Annotated in this window: 12 protein-coding genes; 2 read left to right on the top strand and 10 right to left on the bottom strand. The window is 60.3% G+C overall.

What is annotated here, in order from left to right:
* Positions 1-30: 30 nt before the first annotated feature.
* The 10 genes from nusA to K0F85_RS15955 all read right to left on the bottom strand — a co-directional run bounded on the left by nusA (position 31) and on the right by K0F85_RS15955 (position 13,712).
* On the bottom strand, positions 31-1,596 hold the full coding sequence (gene nusA, locus K0F85_RS16000; protein ID WP_219116967.1) for a transcription termination factor NusA: 1,566 nt from the start codon (positions 1,594-1,596) through the stop codon (positions 31-33).
* Entirely contained in the window at positions 1,593-2,081 is a 489-nt protein-coding gene (gene rimP, locus K0F85_RS15995) for a ribosome maturation factor RimP (RefSeq protein WP_219116966.1), read from the bottom strand. Before rimP ends, nusA begins: the two co-directional genes overlap by 4 nt.
* A 345-nt stretch (positions 2,082-2,426) precedes the next feature.
* On the bottom strand, positions 2,427-4,505 hold the full coding sequence (gene rluB, locus K0F85_RS15990; RefSeq protein WP_219116965.1) for a 23S rRNA pseudouridine(2605) synthase RluB: 2,079 nt from the start codon (positions 4,503-4,505) through the stop codon (positions 2,427-2,429).
* Positions 4,498-5,292 carry an SMC-Scp complex subunit ScpB gene (gene scpB / locus K0F85_RS15985; protein WP_219116964.1) on the bottom strand — a complete coding sequence of 265 codons (795 nt, stop codon included), beginning with the start codon at positions 5,290-5,292 and terminating at the stop codon, positions 4,498-4,500. Before scpB ends, rluB begins: the two co-directional genes overlap by 8 nt.
* Before the next feature lie 398 nt (positions 5,293-5,690).
* Positions 5,691-6,710 carry a glucokinase gene (locus K0F85_RS15980; protein ID WP_219117055.1) on the bottom strand — a complete coding sequence of 340 codons (1,020 nt, stop codon included), beginning with the start codon at positions 6,708-6,710 and terminating at the stop codon, positions 5,691-5,693.
* 389 nt (positions 6,711-7,099) lie between these two features.
* Positions 7,100-8,062: a VTT domain-containing protein gene (locus tag K0F85_RS15975; protein ID WP_219116963.1), complete on the bottom strand. Its 963-nt coding sequence runs from the start codon at positions 8,060-8,062 to the stop codon at positions 7,100-7,102.
* A gap of 27 nt (positions 8,063-8,089) precedes the next feature.
* Entirely contained in the window at positions 8,090-9,781 is a 1,692-nt protein-coding gene (locus K0F85_RS15970; RefSeq protein ID WP_219116962.1) for an ABC transporter ATP-binding protein, read from the bottom strand.
* A gap of 9 nt (positions 9,782-9,790) precedes the next feature.
* A complete protein-coding gene (locus K0F85_RS15965) occupies positions 9,791-10,900 on the bottom strand; it encodes an ABC transporter permease (protein ID WP_219116961.1) in 1,110 nt (369 codons plus the stop codon).
* Positions 10,901-10,909: 9 nt separating this feature from the next.
* Positions 10,910-11,848, bottom strand: coding sequence for an ABC transporter permease (locus tag K0F85_RS15960; RefSeq protein WP_034782513.1), 939 nt, complete (start codon positions 11,846-11,848; stop codon positions 10,910-10,912).
* A 28-nt stretch (positions 11,849-11,876) separates the two neighbouring features.
* Positions 11,877-13,712 carry an ABC transporter substrate-binding protein gene (locus K0F85_RS15955; RefSeq protein WP_257572820.1) on the bottom strand — a complete coding sequence of 612 codons (1,836 nt, stop codon included), beginning with the start codon at positions 13,710-13,712 and terminating at the stop codon, positions 11,877-11,879.
* A 603-nt stretch (positions 13,713-14,315) separates the two neighbouring features.
* Between K0F85_RS15955 and K0F85_RS15950 the strand changes: the two genes are divergently transcribed.
* Positions 14,316-17,114 (top strand): TonB-dependent receptor, encoded by a 2,799-nt coding sequence (locus K0F85_RS15950; protein ID WP_306985019.1) that lies wholly within the window; start codon positions 14,316-14,318, stop codon positions 17,112-17,114.
* 179 nt (positions 17,115-17,293) lie between these two features.
* Complete coding sequence (locus tag K0F85_RS15945) at positions 17,294-19,963, top strand: TonB-dependent receptor (protein ID WP_219116959.1); 2,670 nt, start codon at positions 17,294-17,296, stop codon at positions 19,961-19,963.
* Positions 19,964-20,285 lie beyond the last annotated feature (322 nt).

The raw sequence follows: 20,285 nt of genomic DNA, 5'->3' as shown, positions 1-20,285 counted from the left end.
TGTGTCGCGGAGATGATAAAGATACTCAAATTAAGCCTTTGCGGATTCGGCCAGACTCCATGCCTTGGCTTGTAAGGCCTTGGCACGATCGTCGTATTTCGAGTCAACCAACTTCATCTCATCGTCGGTCACATCTTTAAATTCACTTGTAATCAGTTCACGCGCACGGTCCGCAGACAAGGCCAGGATTGCGCCAAATTCGTCGTATGCCAGTGCTGCAAATGCTTCAACGGTCTTGATACCAGCCAGACCCAGCTTGCCGGCGGTGATGCGGTCCATGCCTTCCAGACCCACCAACGCCTCGTCCATGCCTTCCAGACCCTCTTCCGAAGCAATCGCTTCGGTCACGAGCGCATCACGCGCACGGGTACGGAGTTCATTGACGGTATCTTCGTCAAACGATTCGATTTCCAGCATTTCGGAAATTGGCACGTAAGCGATTTCTTCCAGACTGGCGAAACCTTCTTCCACCAGAATATCGGCCACTTCCTGGTCGACATCGAGCTTTTCCATGAACAGGATGCGCACGGCAGCCGTTTCCTGGGCAGCTTTGTCAGCCGATTCTTCGGCCGTCATGATGTTGATCTTCCAGCCGGTCAGGTCCGAGGCCAGGCGCACGTTCTGGCCGGAACGGCCGATCGCGATTGCCAGGTTTTCTTCATCCACGACGACATCCATCGCGTGTTTTTCTTCATCGACCATGATCGACGAGACGTTCGCCGGCGCCAGGGCGCCGATGACGAACTGCGCCGGATCTTCCGACCACAGCACGATATCGACACGTTCGCCACCGAGTTCGCCGGTCACGGCCTGCACGCGCGAACCGCGCATGCCGACGCAAGTACCGATCGGGTCGATGCGCTTGTCGGCCGTATAGACGGCGATCTTGGCGCGCACGCCGGCATCGCGGGCTGCGGATTTAATTTCCAGCATGCCTTGCTCGATTTCCGGCACTTCCAGTTCGAACAGCTTCATGATGAAATCGGGCGCGGTGCGCGACAGGATCACTTGCGGGCCGCGCATATTGCGGTCGATACGCAAGATGAAAGCACGCACACGGTCGCCGATGCGCAGATTCTCTTTCGGGATCATCTGGTCGCGCGGCAGACGCGCTTCGATCTTGCCCGATTCGACGATGGCATCGCCACGTTCCATGCGCTTGATGGTGCCGGTGACGAGCGAATCGCCGCGCTCCAGGAAATCGACCAGGATCTGTTCGCGCTCGGCGTCACGCACGCGCTGCAGGACGACCTGTTTGGTATCCTGGGCGAAACGGCGGCCGAACTCAACGGATTCGATCGGCTCTTCGATGTGGTCATCGACTTCGATATCGGAAATCTGTTCTTTTGCCTCGAAATGCAGGATCTCCTGATCCGGCAATTGCAGGCCCGCTTCATCGGGCACAACGTGCCAGCGGCGGAACGATTCGAATTCGCCCGATTCACGGTCGATAGAAACGCGGATGTCTACCTCACCCTCATACCGTTTCTTCGTGGCTTGCGCCAACGCGAATTCGAGGGCGCCGAAGACGACATCTTTATCGACGTTTTTTTCGCGCGCCAGCGCGTCAACCAATAATAAAACTTCGCGGCTCATGCTTTGCGTCCCTTAAAAACCACCTGCGGCACCAAGCGTGCCTTATCCACATCCGCGAGCGTAAACTCCAACATCGCCGGACCATCCTTACCTTCAAATTCCAACGACAATTTATCGCCCACGGGTTCTTGCAAGAGCCCCTGGAACGATTTCCGGTTGTTCGTACCCGGCATCGCCACAGTCAGCTTGACGATGATTTCCTGGCCTGCGAAACGGACAAAGTCTTCCAGCTTGCGCACCGGACGATCCAGACCCGGGGAAGAAATCTCGAGACGCTCGTAAGGAACGTTCTCTACCGTCAACACATGCGATAACTGGTGACTCACCGTGGCACAGTCTTCGACCGTGATCGGACCTTTTTCAGCGGCATCGGCGGCGCTGAAATCAATAAAGACGCGCAGCAGTCCGCGCTCGGCACGTTCGACATCAACGAGCTCATAGCCCAGACCTGTAACTGTCTTTTCAATTAATCCCAACTGCTGCAAGAAATTCTCCAGAAATAAGGCCCGCTTTCGGCATGACAGCGCCACACTGAGCGCCGACAACATGCAAAAAAACACGCGCAAGTCATATATGGCCTCTTGTTGGCGCCATTACAAACGGTTCAACAAAAAAAAAATGGGCATCTGCCCATCTTCTTGTATTTCCCCAGCCAGATGAAAGCACTCCCCACCAAACAACCCTGCGGAGAACTTTTATTAGGCTGCAGATTATAACCTCTTATTAACTTCGCCGCAATGCCGCACACGAGGAGCGGCCCGGCTTACAACAGTTACAAGAGCGCGCACCCGCAGCAGTTCGGCGGGCGCGCAAGAAGAAACTCTTCCCGATTAACCTTTGCTGCGACGACGCGGCATGCCATCCATGCCACCACGGTCCATGCCGCCACGCGGCTGGCCACCGGAACGCGCCTGACCACCGGCACCGCCCGCATTGCGGCGCGGACCCGTGTTAGCGAAGCCGAAGGTCGTTTGCAGCGGATCGGGCTGGCGCGGACCGCGCTGCGGCGCGCGGCCTTCACCACCCGGACGACCCTGACCCTGACCGGCCGCGCGCGGCGGACGACCCTGGCCTTGCGGCGCGCCTTCGAACGATGCCGACGAGCGCGGCTGGCCACCCTGGAACGGACCTTGCGGCTGGCCACGGCCCGGACCACGCGCTTCGCCTGGACGACCCGCGCCGCCTGGGCGACCCTGGCCTTGCGGACGGGCAAACTGGCCTTGCGGCTGGCCACGGCGCGGCGCGACAGGGAAAGGATCGGCGTTGCGGTTGCTCACATCGATGCGGTTGCCATTCGGCTCGTCATCGCGGCTGGCCTTGCGCGCTTCGCGGCCCTTGGCGGCACCAGCGGCACGCGGGTCACCCGATGCCGGCATTTTCTTTTCGATGCCGTAGGCGGTCAGCAGGTCGCGCACGGTGTTTTCATCCATCTCTTCCCAGCGACCGCGTTTCAGGCCGCTCGGCAGGGTCATGGCGCCGTAGCGAGTACGGATCAGGCGCGAGACGGTCAGGCCGATGGCTTCGAACATGCGGCGCACTTCGCGGTTACGGCCTTCGCCGATCACCACGCGGTACCACTTGTTGATGCCTTCGCCGCCGCCATCGGCGATCTTCGAGAACTGCGCCAGGCCGTCTTCCAGTTCGACACCGGCCAGCAGCTTCTGGCGCATGCCCTCTTCCAGCTCGCCCAGGGTACGCACGGCGTACTCGCGGTCGATGCCGTAGCGCGGGTGCATCAGGCGGTTGGCCAGGTCACCGGAGGTGGTAAACAGCAGCAAGCCTTCCGTATTGAAGTCGAGACGACCAACGGCCAGCCACTTGCCCGCTTTCATGGTCGGCAAGCGGTCGAACACGGATGGACGGCCGTCCGGATCGTTGTGGCTGACGATTTCGCCGGCCGGCTTGTGGTACACCAGCACGCGTGGCGGCTTCTTGCTGACACGGCGCTGTATCAACTTGCCATTGATGCGCACGTGGTCGGACGGCAGGATGCGCTGGCCGATGTGGGCCGGCTCGCCATTCACGGACACGCGGCCCGAAACAATCAGGTCTTCCATGTCGCGGCGCGAACCGAGACCGGCTTCAGCCAGCACCTTGTGCAGCTTCGGTGCGTCGTCGTCGGACGTCAGGTCGCGGCGCACGGCCACCTTTTGCACGCGGCCCGTGCCGCCTTCTTCGCTGTCGAAAGCGTCGGAGGTGACAAACGAGAACACGGCGTCAGCGTCGCTGAGTTTACCGGGCGCAGCCTGGCGGCCCTTGCCCTTTTTGCGGCTCTTGCCGGCATTCTTGCCAGCACCCGGCACGTCGTTGCGCGGACCGCGCGGCAGACGCGGGCCGGAAACGAGGTTGCCTTCGGCATCGAACACATCGGCGACAGGCGCAGCTACTTGCTCTGCGGCAGGCGCTGCAGCAACGGCTTCGGCTGCCTGCGGCGCTTCGGCGCGCGGCGGCTGGCGCAGCGCGCGTTCTGCCTGCACGCCACGCATCTGGCGCGGACCACGGGTAGTGCGAGCTTCGGCCGGCTTGTCAGCCACGGCTTCCGGCGCCGCTTCAGCGACGGCGGCAGCGGCCTTGGCGGCGGCGCGGGCGCGCGGCGGACGCGGCGCCGGGGCAGCAACCGCCTCGGCAGCGGCTTCCGCGGCGTCGGCCACGGCCTTCAGCGCTGGCTTGGCGCGGGTTTTCTTGACGGCAGGCGCAGCTTCTACGGCGGCGTCAGCGACAGGCGCATCGGCGGCCACGTCGGCTTTCGTACGGCGCTTCGGCTTGGCAGCGACGCTGTCGCCGGCTGCAGCAGTTGCAACGGCAGCGGCCGCATCAGCTTCGATCTGGGCCTTGGTGCGGCGCTTGGGCTTGGCAACGATGGCTTCGTCGCTGGCGGTTACTGTCTCGGGTGTGTTCGGATTATTCATTCTTCGTTTCTTGGCTGTGCTGACCTGGCGCAGCGTCAACCGTTAGTTCTGGCGCAGGGTCGTGAGTGTAGGCTTCGTCCGTGGGCGAAGCATCGGGGCCGGCATCAAGGCTTGCTGTCACATCTACATCTGTCACAGCCGTATTGCTACCTGCACCAAGCTGGGGGGCAAGCTCATTGCTTGCCTTGTCAAAATTTTCCTGCAGGGCCGCTTCCAGGGCTTCGAGCCCATTGCCCTGCATTTCACTGATTTGCTGCAAAGGCGGCAGCTGGGACAGCGAATGCAAACCCAGATCATCCAAAAACTGCTTGGTGGTGGCCAGCAAGGCCGGCCGTCCCACCACGTCGCGGTAGCCGATGGCATCAACCCAGCCACGGTCTTCCAGCATCTTGATCGTCTGCGAATTGACGGCAACGCCGCGAATTTCCTCGATATCGCCGCGCGTTACCGGCTGGCGGTAGGCGATGATGGCCAAGGTTTCCAGGGTCGCCCGCGAATACTTGGGCGGCCGCTCGGGCGTCATGCGATCGAGATACATCTTCATTTCCGGGCGGCTTTGAAAGCGCCAGCCCGAGGCCAGACTGACGATCTCGATACCGCGCCCTTCCCACTCTTGCCGCAATTCTTCCAGCAATTGCTTGATCGTGTCGGCACCAACGCCGACACCACGCACGCGACCATTCTCGTCCGCATCGACGAACAGCTTCTTCAAGCTGTGGATCGTCAGCGATTCACGAGCGCACAGCAACGCGGTTTCGAGGACTTTTTTAGCCTCAATTGTATTCATAGCAATTCTGTGCGGATATGTGTTGCAATTCGTATGCAGAGAAAGAAATCAAAAACGTTCATTTCAACGTAACAGATGGCATACATCGATGATGACGCCGTGCTGGGTTACAAGTTGAGGCTGTTTTTCCGACGCCTTGGCCGATGCGCGCAAAGCGGGATTAAAGCGGATGCAGTGAAAGTCCTGCCATCCATGGTGCTGGCCTTAAATAACCAGCAATGAAACGCACTTCGGAGCAGCTGCTTTTCCCGTGGCGACAACACAGCCAGACAGGAGAGCGACAGTCGTCGTTTCATCCAACGATGCCAATTGTACCTGATAAAAAGCGGAAAAGCGCAAAACCGGGTAAAACACGCGTTTTACCCGGCCTCGACACGACACATCCCCAGCCACCTGCATCACCGGGAGGCGAGTTTCTCCGAGAGAATGGCCGATGCCCCCAGGAACGCCGGGTACTGCGCCGTGATGACGAAGGTCGGCACTTGCGAGACATAATTGGCAAAGCGCCCCTTGCGCTCGAAGCGGGCGCGGAAGCCGGAGCGGTCGAAACGCTCGCCCAGGCGTGGCACGATGCCGCCGCCGATATAAATGCCGCCAAGCGCGCCCAAAGTGACGGCGACGTTGCCCGCCACCGTGCCCAGCATGCAGCAGAACGCTTCGATGACGTCGTCGCACAGTTGGGATTCGCCGGCCAGGGCGCGGCGCGTGATTTCCGCCGCCGGCAAGGCTTCCGCCGGCACGCCCGCGCGGTCGGCCAGGGCGCGGTAGATCAGTTCCAGGCCATCGCCGGAAATCAGGCGCTCGGCCGAGACGTGCTCGTATTCGCGCCAGGCAAATTGCAAAATGCTCACTTCCACTTCATTGAACGGCGCAAAGCTGACGTGGCCGCCTTCGCTTTGCAGGGCGATCCAGCCGCCATGCGACGGAATCAGGCCCGACACGCCGAGGCCCGTGCCGGCGCCGATCAGGCCGATGGCCGTGTTGGGACGGGCCGTGCCCGCCCCAACCTGGTGCTTTTGCTCGCTCGACAGCTGCGGCAAGGCGCGGGCCAGGGCCGTGAAATCGTTGACCACGTCCAGGGTCGTGAAACCGCACTCTTCGCGCATGGCGCGGATCGAGAATGACCAGTGGTGGTTCGTCATGCTGAGGAAATCGCCGTCGACCGGGTTGGCGATGGCGATCATGGCATGGCGCACGGCTTGTCCGCCGGCGGCAGCGATGTGCGGCAGTGCCAGGTAGGCTTGCAGGGCGGCAGACAGGCTAGGGTAATCGGCACAAGGCAACACTTCCACCAGGGTGATGTGGCCGGTGGCCACTTCCAGGGCGAAACGGGCATTGGTGCCGCCCACATCGGCCAACAGGCGCGGTCCATCGGAGAAGGCGGAAGTCGGCAGTACGGGAGAAGACGAAGCGCTCATGATTTTAAATGATGAAGTGGGACGCATGGGACGCCAAGCTTAAAGGATGAATGCGCCCGGAGGCAAGCAAAGTTTGTAGTTTAAGTACATCAAATCTAGCCTTTATTGGTAGTTCCACTCCAAATGCAACAGGCGCAGCCAACGTTACTCACAAACAAAGATTCATAGTAAGTACTTGCACTCGTCAGACACACGAAAATCATGTTGCACAGCAGCAGGAATTAGCTGGAAAGCACAGTATGCCGGAGTTTGCGCAAAGCTGCCTGGTGTGCGGCGGCACGGGTGTGGCGCTATCATCCAGGCAACCCGGCGATGGTGTTTTCGTATTATTACTACCGGTTTTTACCACCAGCTTTACTGCCAAGCTGGCGTGCGGCAGGCAGCGTGGATCAGGACGGCAAGCCTTCGCCCAGCAAGCTGGCGGGCGCCGGCTGGTCCGAGCGATAGGCGGCATTCCACGCATCGAGGCCGCCATGCAGGGGCTTGGCGCGGTGAAAGCCGTGCTGGTGCAGCAACTTGGCCACTTGCGCAGCCGTCACGTCGTTGGGACAGCTGCAATACACGATGATGTGGCGGTCCTTGTCCATGGCGATCATGGCCGGCACGGGTTCCTTGCCATTGAAAAACAAGGCGCCCGGCACGGCAGGCTCCAGCGCCTGCGCCGTGGCGCTGCGGGCGTCGACCATCAACGGTTCCTCGCCCTGCTCTATGAGTGCGAGCAATTCATCGATGCCGATGCGCTCGATCTGCAAGGCTTGGCGGAAACGCCGGCGCTCGAGGAATTTGTACAGCAGGAACAAGCCCAGCAAAGTGGCCAGCATCAGCAAGGCCGTGCTGCCCATGGTGCTGAGCAAGTCGAGCACCTGTTGCACGCTGGCGTGGAAGATCACGCCGACGACGATGCCCGTGCCGCTCCACAGCAAGGCGCCCAGGCCCGCGTACAGGAAAAACAGGCGGGGCGGCGTGCCCAGCGCGCCCGACATGGGCGCAGCCACGGTATTGAAACCCGGCACGAACTTGGAAACGATCAGGGCTTTCGGCCCCCAGCGCTTGAACTTGTCTTCCGTCTGGCTGACGCAGTAATCGGGCGACAGCGAGATGCGGCACAGCAGCCGCAGGATGCGCTTGCCGAAATGGCGGCCCGCGCGGAACCACGTGAAGTCACTGATCAGGCAAGCGCCCAGCGCAGCGGCCAGCACCAGCGCCCCATTCATGTCGCCATCGACGGCCAGCGCCCCCGCCACCACGAGGATGGGGAAGGCGGGAATCGGCAGGCCGAGCTGCTCCACCAGCACGATGCCAAAGACAATCAGGACACCGTAATGTTCGAGCAGGTAAATGAGGTTGGGCATGGCCGCTATCTTACCGTAAAAGCGTGTTTAGATTTGCACGCCCTTGGGTATGGCACTCAACAAGGTACGCGTGTACGGATGCACAGGGTTGCGGTACAGCTCATCCGAATCGGCCAGTTCCACCACTTGCCCCTTGTGCATCACCATCACCTGGTCGGCGATGTATTTCACCACGGACAAATCGTGCGAGATGAAGATATAGGACAAGCCGAATTCATCCTGCAAATCCTGCAGCAAGTTCAATACCTGCGCCTGCACCGACACGTCCAGCGCCGACACGGATTCGTCGCACACCAGAATTTCCGGCTGCATGGTCAGGCAGCGGGCAATGGCGATGCGCTGGCGTTGGCCGCCCGAGAACTCGTGCGGATAGCGGTGGAAGGCCTGCTCCGGCAAGCCGACTTTATCGAGCAGCCAGTAGGCCTTGGCGATGCGTTCCTGGTCGTTCGCGCCTATCTTGTGGATACGCATCGGTTCGAGCAAGATCTGCCCCACCGTGTAGCGTGGATTCAGGGAAGCGTAGGGATTCTGGAAGATGATCTGGATGCGGCGCTTGTACGGCAGATACTCCTTGTTCGGCATGGCAATCAGATCCTTGCCGTGGAACATGGCCGTGCCGCCCGTCGCCTGGTGCAGGCGCAGCAGGGTCAAGCCCACCGTCGTCTTGCCGGAACCGGACTCGCCCACCACGCCCAGCGTCTTGCCGCGCGGTAAAGTGAATGACACATCCTTGACGGCCTGGAACTCGCGCTTGCCGAACAGGCCCTCGCGCGTGTAAAAGCTTTTACTGAGATTATTCACCACCAGCACCGGCTCGTCGCCCGGCGTATAACCGCGCGTGCGCTGCTTCATTTCGATGCCGGGACCGGCCTTGCCTTCCATAAAATCGGCAATGACGGGCAAGCGCCATGGACGCTGGTCCAAGGACGGGCGGCAATGCAGCAGGGCCTTGGTATAAGCGTCGGCCGGCGCCTCGAACACTTGCCGCACCTCGCCCGTCTCGCGTACTTCGCCGTGGCGCATGACGATCACCTGGTCGGCGATTTCTCCCACCAGGCCCAGGTCGTGGGTAATGAAGAGCACGGACATTTGATGCTTCTTTTGCAGCGCCGCGATCAAGTCCATGATCTGCTTCTGGATCGTCACGTCCAGCGCCGTCGTCGGCTCGTCGGCGATCAAGAGTTTCGGTTCGCAAGCGATCGCCATGGCGATCATCACGCGCTGCTGCTGGCCGCCCGACATCTGGCTCGGGTAGGCGTCGATCTTGGTGGCGGGATCGGGAATACCCACTTCTTCGAGCAGCGCCAGCGTGCGCGCCCGCGCCTGCTTGCGGTTCATGCCCATGTGCTGGCGTAACACTTCGGCAATCTGGAAACCCACCGTAAACACGGGGTTCAAAGACGACATCGGCTCCTGGAAAATCATCGAGATATCCTTGCCGCACATGGTGCGCCGCTCGGCGATCGACAATTTGAGCAAATCGCGCCCGCCGAAATGGATGCTGGAAGCAGGATCGATGATGGTGTTATCCGGCGGCAACAATCCCATCACGGCCAACGAACTGACGGACTTGCCGCTGCCCGATTCGCCCACCAGGGCGACGGTACTGTTGCGCGGCACGTTGAATGAAATGCCCTTGACGGCTTCGAACGTGGTCTTCTTGTCCAGGCGGAAAGTGACGCGCAAGTCGCGCACTTCCAACAGGTTATTCTGGTCCATGAGCAACTCCTATTTCACTTTGGGGTCGAGCGCATCGCGCAAGGCATCGGTAAACAGCGAGAACGCCGTCACCAGCACGGCCATCGCCGTGGCGGCGGCGGTCAGCTGCCACCATTTGCCCAGGATCAGTTCATTTTGCGCCTCGTTGAGCATGCTGCCCCACGAGACAGTCCCCACCGGCACGCCAAAGCCGAGGAAACTCAAAATCACTTCGGCCTTGATGAAGCCCACCACGAGGATGGACATTTGCACCAAGGCAACGTGACTCACGTTCGGGAAGATGTGCGAAAACATCTTGCGCCAGTGCGATGCGCCGATGGCGTCGGCCGCCATCACGTATTCGCGCGCCTTGTGCTTGATGTATTCGGCGCGAATCAAGCGATATGGCCCCGTCCAGCCCGTCAAGCCCAGGATCAGTACGATGGTCAGCACGCCCTTTTGCTGCAGCACGGCCGCCACCGTCAAAATCATCAGGATGGAAGGAATCGACGTGAAAATGCTGTAAAACCAGTTGAAGAAGTCATCGACGATGCCGCCGAAGTAGCCGGACACTGCGCCAAACAAGGTGCCCAGCACGACGGCCAGCAGGGCTGCCACCAGGCCCACCACGATCGACGTTTCACCGCCCTTGATGGTTTTCTGCAGAATGTCGTGGCCCCATTTGTCGGCGCCGAACGGCAAGGTTGCCGCCTTGTGCGCGATCAACTTCTTCGTCTTGCCCATGCCGGCGCGCAAGGCCGTCAAGTCGTCGGCCAGCGGGTCCGTGACGCCGTACATTTCCACGCCAGCCGATGGATTGCTACCCATCTGGGCGCGCAGTTCGGCGATATCGTCGGCCAGCGGGTCGAGCACATTGACGGGCGTCGGTGCGCCGCGCTCGTCCGGCAAGGGAATGGCGCCATCACCGGCGGCGTCCTTGTCGGCCCCCACAAACGTGGGCGGCGCATAGCTGACGGCCACTTCATCTTCCCAGTTCGAGGCTAGCAGGCCGCTGGCGGACGCCAGCACCAGCAGGAAAAACGCGCCGACCACGGCCAGCGATACCATTGCAATCTTGTCGCCGCGCAAACGGCGCCACGCCAGGGCCCACAGGCCGGGCGATGTATGAGGTTTCGACATCGTCTCTTTCTACTTCAGTTGTACGCGAGGATCGACCGCCTGGTACAGCAGGTCGGTGAGCAGGTTGAAGAGCATGGTGGCGGCGGCGACATACACAGTGATCGCCTTGATCACCGGAAAGTCGCTGCGCTCGACCGCCAGAATCACTTCACGCCCGATGCCGGGGATGCCGAAGAAGCGTTCCAGCAGGAAGGCACCGATCAGCAGGGCCGGCAAGTTCGACATCACATAAGTAATGATGGGAATGCCGGCATTGCGCAGCACGTGCACCCACATGATGCGGCCTTCCTTCAAGCCCTTGGCCCGCGCCGTGCGCACGTAATCCTGGTTGGCCTCGTCCAGCACGAAGGTACGGAACAAACGCAGGGTCGGGGCGATGGACACGGCCAGCCCGATCAAAATTGGCAAGGTTGAATAACGCAGCAGGTTTTCCCAGAAGCTGTCGCCCCACCCTTGCACGGGGAACAGGCCGAGCTTGTAGGCAAAGCCGTACTGGAAGACGATGATGTAGACGAGGATGGAAATCGACATGCCCACCGTGCAGGCGATCATGACGGCGCGGTCCGTCAACGAACCGCGCACGAAGGCGATGGCCAGCGCCAGCGCCACGCCAAAGAACGTTTCCAGCACCGTCAGCGGGATCAGCACCATCATCGACGGTCCCAGGCGCGAGGTGATGATGTGCGACACGGACTCCCCCGTGGCCCAGCTCTGGCCGAAGTCGAAGGTGACGATCTGCTTGATGAAAATCCACAGCTGCACGTAATACGGCTGGTCGACACCGAGCTGACGGCGGATGTTGGCGATGCTTTCCGCACTCGACATCTTGCCGGCCAAAATGTAGGCGGGATCGCCGCCCACCCAGTTGAACAGGATGAAGACCAGCAGGACGACGCCCAGCATGGTAGGCAGCATCTGCCACAAGCGGCGCAGGATATAAGCGAACATAATGATTCCTTGTTTTTATAAGCTACGCTTATTTGGTAGCAGCCGAGGCTGGCTTGGCCACAGGCGTACCATCGCTATCGATATCCATGTAAGCCCATTCCTGGAACAAGATCGGGTGCTTCTTGTAGCCCAGCACCGACTTTTGCGCCAGCATGTTGCGGTAGCGCGCATAGCCGATCAAGGCACCCGCATTGACTTCCAGGCGGCGCGCCATCTTGTGGAACAGCTCATCGCGTTCGGGGCTGGCCGGCATGGCCTGGCTGGCCACGTACCATTTATCGTATTCCGGGTCCTGGTAGCAGCCATTGTTGTTCTGGTGCGTGTTCGGGCCATAGAACAGTTGCATGAAATTGTCGCCGTCCGGATAGTCGGCCAGCCATGGCGCCGTGCGCGTCTGCATCTTGCACTGCTTTTCCGTCTTCAAAATATCGGAAAAGATCATGCGATCGTTTTCCATGCGGATGCCCAGCGAGTTATACGTCTTGCGCCACATTTCCGCCTGCAGCACGCCATTGGCTTCGTTGCGCGAGGCGTAGCGTATCAAGAGCGGCTTGCCGTCGGGCAGGGTACGCCAGCCATCGGCGCCCTTCTTGTAGCCGAATTTATCCAGCAGTTTATTGGCCAGCACGGGATCGTATTGCAGCAGGCTCTTGTAGTGAGGATCGTAGCCGACGACACCCGGCGGTATCGGATAGTCGAGGCGCTTGGCCTGGCCATTCCAGATGATGCGGATTTCTTCATCGATATTGTGTGCCATGGCAATCGCGCGGCGCAGGGCGATCTTTTCCTTGCTGAAGCCGCCCAGGGTGGGATCTTCCATGTTCCAGTAGTAATAGCTGATTTCCGGGTCCAGCAGGCGCGACAGTTGCACGCCCTTTTCCGCCAGCTCGGGGCGCAGCTTGCCGTTCAACAATGCCTTCGGCGCCAGCGGGCCGTCGAGCCAGAACACGTCCGTGCCACCGCTCTGGAAGGACAGCCAGCGCGACTGGTCTTCGATCATCACCGTGATTTCGATGCGGTCGATGGCGGGAATGCGCTTGCCCTGCATCTGGCGCACGATGCGCTGGTCATCGGGATCGTCGCCGGCCATGAAATTCCACGTTTCCGGCAAATGCTGCGGGTTGCGGTTGAGAACGATGCGGTTGCCGCGCGTCCATTCACCCAAGGTGTAGTAGCCGGTGCCGACGGGATTCGAACCCACTTCGCCCTTCACGTCGCCGTACTTGTCCACCACTTCGCGCGCCACGGCCGCCGTCGGCACGTAGGCAAGGATCATGGGAAAGTTGAAATCGGTCTTGGTCAGCGTGATGCGCAAGGTGTACGGGTCGAGGATTTCCAGGCCGGCCACTTTCTTGCTGTAGTCAAACTTGTTCGACTTGGCCGCGTCCTTTGCCAAGTCATCGAGGCCGACCACCTTGCCCTCTAACAGCCAGGTGTGTGGCGAGGCCAGGCGCGGATCGAACAATCGCTTCCACGAATACACATAATCGGCCATGGTCAGCTCGCGGCGCTTGCCGCCAAACGCGGCGTCGGGCGTGAACAGGATGCCCTTCTTCAGGCGGATGGTATACGTCTTGCCGTCGGCCGACACTTCCGGCATGGCCGCCGCCGCGCCGGGCACCACCTTCACGGGGCGCGCCAGGTAATCATAGGTGTACAGGGTGTCGAAGACGGCCTGCGTGATGTGATTCGAATACAGGTCGCGCGATGTGGCCGGATCAAAACCGGTCTCGGCGGCCGGCAAGATATAGCGCAGAGTTTTGACCGGCGCGGCCGCAGGGGCGGCATCCGCGGCAACGGTTGCCAGCGGCAGGGCGGCCAGGCAGGCGAGCAGCGCCATGCGCCGCATCCATGGTGACTTCATGTAATACCCTTCATCTCGATTATCTGTCGCACCGTATTGGTGCGCTTGTACTGGTTTCCCCCTGGGATACAGGATTCCACCGCCAAAACCAGTCCATCCTCGCAAGATCTATGCCTTGTTAACCGCCAGCCTCGCCGATGGTTTGACGAGCTGGAAAACGCGTAACGATAACGCATATTTTGCTCGCCCGGCGAAAAGCTGCAGGACTTCTGGCGTACGCGGCAACAACCACCCGCGCCAGGGGAGGAATATTCCGCACCGCAACATCGGCTGGACGATGCCGTGCAAAAGTGCATTGGTAGAAACCCGTAGGTCCGTGAATGAACGCACTTTTTAGCAGCACGTGTAAAACGCATAGCGCAGTGCAACATTAAGATAATTGCCAATACTGAAACATCCTGAAATTACAAAAAACACTGTTGTTTCCATCACGAAATGTCACATTTGCGCGTTGACAAGGTTTCTCGGCAAATGGTCTTATCAGTCACGGCAACGCACAGTATGCCGTTTTACCCACAGTGATTGCCGACGCAGCAATCTTTTTTAGCCTAGCGAGGTTGTGTCGCAAACCGGCCAGCCGAACTTACTTTCGGAGTTTTGAGAATGATGATGGAAACAGTGATGTCCCGCTCCGTACGCCTGATTTTTTCGGGTAGCGTAGCAGCGGTCAGCCTTGGCATGATGGCTGCGCCGGCAATGGCACAAGATGCCAATGTCCAACGTGTGGAGATTACAGGTTCGAGTATCAAACGGGCCTCGGCAGAAACAGCGTCGCCGGTGCAAGTGATCACCCGCGACGATTTGATGAAGTCCGGCAAGGCTACCGTCGCCGAATACCTGCAAACCCTGACCGCTGATGGCGCCGGCTCCCTGCCGACGGGCTTCGGCAACGGCTTTGCCGCCGGTTCCACTGCCATATCGCTCCGCGGCCTGGGCGCCACCTCGACCCTGGTCTTGCTCAATGGCCGCCGCATGGCGCCATTCGCGCGTGCCGACGACGGGCAGAAAAGCTTCACCGACCTCTCCACCGTGCCGATGCAGATCGTCGAACGCATCGAAATCCTCAAGGATGGTGCTTCTTCCACGTATGGCGCAGATGCCATTGCTGGCGTAGTCAACATCATCCTGCGCAAGGATTTCGAAGGCCTGACCCTGAAAGGCGACACCGGCATCTCCGGCGACAGCGACGCCAAGCAGCACCGCGCCTCGCTGACCTTCGGCAAGGGCAACCTGGACACGGATAAATTCAACGTCGTCGTCAATGCCGAATACACCAAATCAGACATGCTGATGAACAATGAGCGTGCGGGACGCAAATGGATCGGCAAGGCCGACCTGCGTCCATACGGCTACGCGATCAACACCCAGTTCGCCGGCGGCTACATCAATGGCAACAACGACGCGAATGCATCGCCCGTGGGCCTGATCCGCGATCCAGTCACCAACAATTACGTAGCCCTGCCCGGCTGCGCCAACTTGTCCGTTTCCTCGCCACAAGATCCGAAGGGCGGCTGCCTGTGGCACCACGACCAGTTCCGCTCCATGCAGCCGAAGATCGAATCGATCAACCTGTACACGCGTGGCACCTGGCAAGTCAATGCAGATACCCAGGTGTACGCCGAAGCCGGCTATTCGAAGCGTGATACGGCATTCACCCTGATACCGCCGTCGATCACGCCGACCATCGCCTTCCCGCCCAGCGCCGGCAGCCCGACTGGTGTCATCAACTATGGCTCCGGTGCCGGCACCACCATCATGCTGGCCGCCAACCACCCGCAAAATCCGTATGGCGTGCCGGTGCGCGTGCGCTACCAGGCCTTCGACGTGGGCGCCAGCACGCGCCAAGCCAACAATGAATTCAACCGCATCGTGCTCGGCGTCAAGGGCAATGCCATGGGCTGGGACTACGATGCCGGCTATACGCATTCGGAATCGAAGCTGCACCTCGATTACAGCAACATGCTCAACATGGCCGTCGTCAAGGATGCCCTGGGTAATCCGAACAGCCAGTATTTCCCCTACTATATCGGCGCGCAGGCGGGCAAGAATCCGGCCTCGCTGTACGCCGCCATGGTAACGAACGCCACCTCTGACTCCACGACCAAGCTCGACATCATCGACTTCAAAGCGTCGCGCGAGCTGATGCAATTGCCGGGCGGTGCCCTGGGCCTGGCCGTGGGTGCGGAACACCGCCGCGACAAGCTCGACAATCCATCGCTGTCGGGCACGGAAAACGGTTCCATCAACTCCAGTTATGTCGCGGCCAAGGGCGACAGCAAAGTCTCGGCCGTATTCCTCGAAGTGCTGGCGCCCGTCATCAAGACGGTGGAACTGTCGGGCGCCTTGCGTTACGACAAATACGACCGTTTCTCGTCGACCACGCCGAAACTTGGCGCCAAGTGGACGCCGCTGAAAACCTTCGCCGTACGCGGTACGTATTCGGAAGGCTTCCGCGCACCGGGACCTGCGGAAAGCAATGCCAATTCGCAATCGACGGGCACCTCGACGGTCAGCGACCCCGTGCGCTGCCCGGGCGGGACCCGTTTGCCGGGCGCCAACGCCAGCGACTGCGAGCTGCAAGTGGCCGCCGTCAAAATCGGTGACCCTAGCCTGAAGCCGGAAAAGTCCAAGGGCTACACCCTGGGCCTGGTGTGGGATCCATTCAACGATACCAGCCTGTCGCTGGACGGCTGGAAGATCAAGCGTGAAAACGAGATCAATCCGCTGCCGTACAATGAAGCGGCTGCCCTGCCGACCGCCATCCGCGCCGACAACAACCTGACCATCAACGGCGTCGTCACGCCGAACACGGGCACCTTGCTGATCACCAAGGCGCCGTACCGCAACTCCAGCTTTACGGAAATCAAGGGTATCGACCTGGACGTCAAGCAGCGCGTGCGCCTGGGCGACTACGGCCGCGCCACGTTTGGCCTGACCTGGACACACATCGCCTCGTGGGTGCGGGCCGAGTCATCCACTGTGCACTACCAGTTCGCCGGCACGCATGGCAATTGCGATACCTCCAACTGCGCAGGCACGCCAAAGGACAAGATCAATCTCACCGGCTCGTGGGACATGGGCAACTGGAACGTCAGTGGCGTGCTGAACTACCGTTCAGACATGAAGAACATCCTGTTTGAAGGCAAGCCTTGCGCCTCCAAGCTGGCCAATGGTACGCCGGCGCCGAACGGTTGCAAGATCGCCTCGTTCACCACGCTTGACCTGTCAAGCCGTTGGAACGTCAACAAACAGCTGCAACTATTTGCCTCGATTAACAACGTGACCGACAAGATCGCGCCGCTCGACCCGCTGACCTACGGCGGCATGAGCTACAACCCGATGGATGCCAGCGGCGCCATCGGCCGCTACTTCAAACTGGGCGCCAGCTACAAGTTCTTCTAAGCTGACAGCCATATTCGAACGCAAGGCGGTGAGCAATCACCGCCTTTTTTCCATCTGCGACTGTCGCGACAGCTCACTCATCCACATATCTATTGCGCCAGCGCAAACCTTACCTGCTGCGCACCTGTAAAACTCCCTTGCAGGCCACTTGGCCCATGACCATGCCCCAGGAGTATCAGATGACGCAAATCCGCAGTTCCTCCCCTACCTTGCGCCTGCTGTGCGCAGCCTTGCTCGGCGCGTATGGCCATGCGGCAACGGCGCAGGAAACCGACGCAGCCGGCACGCCCGCCATGCAGCGCGTCGAAGTCACCGGATCTTCCATCAAGCGGCTCGTCTCGGAAACAGCCAACCCTCTCTCCATCTTCAAGGCCGAAGACTTTGCCAAGCAGGGCCTGACCACGGCCCAGGAAGTCCTCAGCAAGATACCCTCGAATTCCTCCAGCATGGGCAGCGGCAATGCCGTCGGCGGCAACACCAGCGGCTTGCCCACGGGCGGCCAGGCCAGCGCCGACTTGCGCGGCCTCGGCGGCGACAAGACCCTTGTGCTGCTCAACGGCCGGCGCATCGCCAACCATCCGTATGACGGCGCCAGCGTCGACCTGAACATCATTCCCATCGCCGCCCTGGAGCGCGTCGAAGTGCTGCGCGACGGCGCCTCGGCTATCTACGGCACGGACGCCATCGGGGGCGTCATCAACTTCATCACAAAGCGCTCGGTGAATGCCACGAACATCACCGCCGAGGTAGTCGAGCCCGAACACAAGGGCGGCGGCGAGCACCGCATCAACCTGTCGACGGGCTTCGGCAAGCTCGATACCGACGGCTACAATATTTTCGGCGTGGTCGACTACCACAAGCAGAATGTGCTCACGTCACAGGACCGCGATTTTTCCAAAACCGGCATCATTCCCGAGCGCGGCCTGTCGCTCACCAGCGGCACGACCTTCCCCGGCAACTACTTCGATGCGGCGGCCAATCGCGGCAAGGGCCTGGCCGGCAATCCGTATGCGGCCACGGGCTGCAAGCCGCCCCTGTCCGTGGCGGCGACCAATGGCACCTGCCGCCAGGACTACACGCGGCAGATCGACGACCTGCCGGCGCAGGAACAGGTGGCCTTCTTCGGCAAGGGCGCCTTCAAGCTGGGCGGCGACCACCTGGCCACGGTGGAATATCTGCATGCGGAAAACAAGGTAAAAGCACGCACGGCGCCGCCGCCGCAAATAGGCTTGATACTGCCCAATACCAGCAAATACTATCCGGGCAATGCGGGCGGCGTGCCGGCACAGCCGGGCTTGTCCGGGCAGCCGCTGAGCGTCAACTGGCGCCCCGTGGAAGCGGGACAGCGGCAGATCGATTCGAACGGCAAGGCGGATCGCCTGGTGCTGGCAGTCGAAGGCGAGCTGGCTGGCTGGGACTACAAGACGGGCCTGAGCCACGCCATCAGCAAGTCGTCCGAGAAATTTACAGGCGGCTATGTGCAGGATGCCTCGTTTGCGGCCGGCGTGCTGAACGGTATCCTGAATCCCTTTGGCACGCAGGACACGGCCGGCAAGGCTTACCTGGACAGCACCGCCCTGCGCGGCGAGGTACAAAGTGCCAAGGTCACCACCACTGGCTTCGACATCAAGGGCAGCCGCGAACTGATGCAACTGGCCGGCGGCCCGCTGGCGATCGCTCTCGGCGGTGAACTGCGGCGTGAAAAAGCCGACTTCAATGTCAACCGCGATATCGCCAGCCAGGCCACCAGTTCCGGCTTGTCCGGTTCGCTGTCGAAGAGCGGCTCGCGCACCATCCAGGCGGTCTTCGGCGAAGTCAACTTGCCGTTGATCAAGGACCTGGAAGTACAACTGGCCGCCCGCTTCGACCATTACAGCGACGTGGGCAGCACCACCAATCCGAAACTGGCCCTGCGCTACCAGGCCAGCAACGCGCTGGTACTGCGCGGCTCGGCCAGCACGGGCTTCCGCGCTCCCACCTTGTTTGAAAAGAATGCGCCGCCGTCGAAGAACGATACCAACGATTCCTACGACGATCCCATCCTCTGCCCCGGTGGGGTGCCGCAGCCGGGCGCCAATCCCCTGCGCGATTGCGACTTGCAGCAATTCAAGCTGCAAGGCGGCAATGAAAAGCTGAAACCGGAAAAATCCACCACCTTCGCCTTCGGCTTCGTGCTCGAACCAGTCAAGGAAGTCACCGTCGCCATCGATTACTGGAACATCCATCTGAAGGACAAGATTTCATCCTTGCCCGAACAATCGATCTACGGCAACTACGAAAAATACAAGGCCCTGTTCCTGCGCAATCCCGATGGTTCGCCCTACGCCATCCTGGACTTGAACGACAACCTCGGTGAAGTGAAAACCGACGGTATCGACGTCAGCCTGAATGCACGCCTGGGCCGGGGCGCCTACGGCGATTTCAGCGTGTCGGTCGATGGCACGTGGACCCACAAGTATGACTACCAGAACGAACGCGCTGGCGAATTCATTGCCAATGTGGGCCGCTATGCGGACAACAATCCTGTGTTCCGCTGGAAACATACGGCAGCCCTGAACTGGCGCATGGGCAACTGGGGCGCCACCGTGTCGCAATCGTTCAAGTCCGGCTACACGGATCAGAACCAGGTAGATCCGCAGTTCCGCCACGATGTGCCCTCCTACAGCCTGCTGAACGTGTCGGGCAGCTATGCATGGAAAGGCTTGCTGCTGACGGCCGGCGTGAAAAACCTGTTCGACAGGGAACCACCGTTCTCGAACCAGGGCACCTTGTTCCAGAAAGGTTACGACCCGCGCTACACGGACCCGCTCGGGCGTGCTTACTACCTGCGCGGCAGCTATACGTTTTAAGGGAAAGGAAGGAAGAAAAGACACTCCGGACAGCGCTGGCCAGCGTATGCCAGCCATGCCAAAGACGGCGCCATCAGCGATGATGTGCGCCGTTTTATTTTTACGCATCTGAGCAAGGCTGACAAGGGCTCACGATACTTTATTACTGAAGGATTATAAAAAAAACAGGAAAATGTTGCATTTCGTCCAAAAAGTCCGCACGAAATTGACAATCTGAATGGTGAATGTTTTGATGGGGGCCCAGAAAATTTACAGAATTTTCATTGGTGGATTTTCAAAAAGGCAAATAAATTGTTGGTGAGCAACAAGTTATTTCAAAATA

The sequence above is a fragment of the Janthinobacterium sp. UMAB-56 genome (assembly GCF_900095265.1).
In the GTDB taxonomy this organism is placed as follows: Bacteria; Pseudomonadota; Gammaproteobacteria; order Burkholderiales; family Burkholderiaceae_D; genus Janthinobacterium.
The sequence above is the reverse complement of the archived record's forward strand: the minus strand, read 5'-3'. Positions and strand labels throughout refer to the sequence as shown.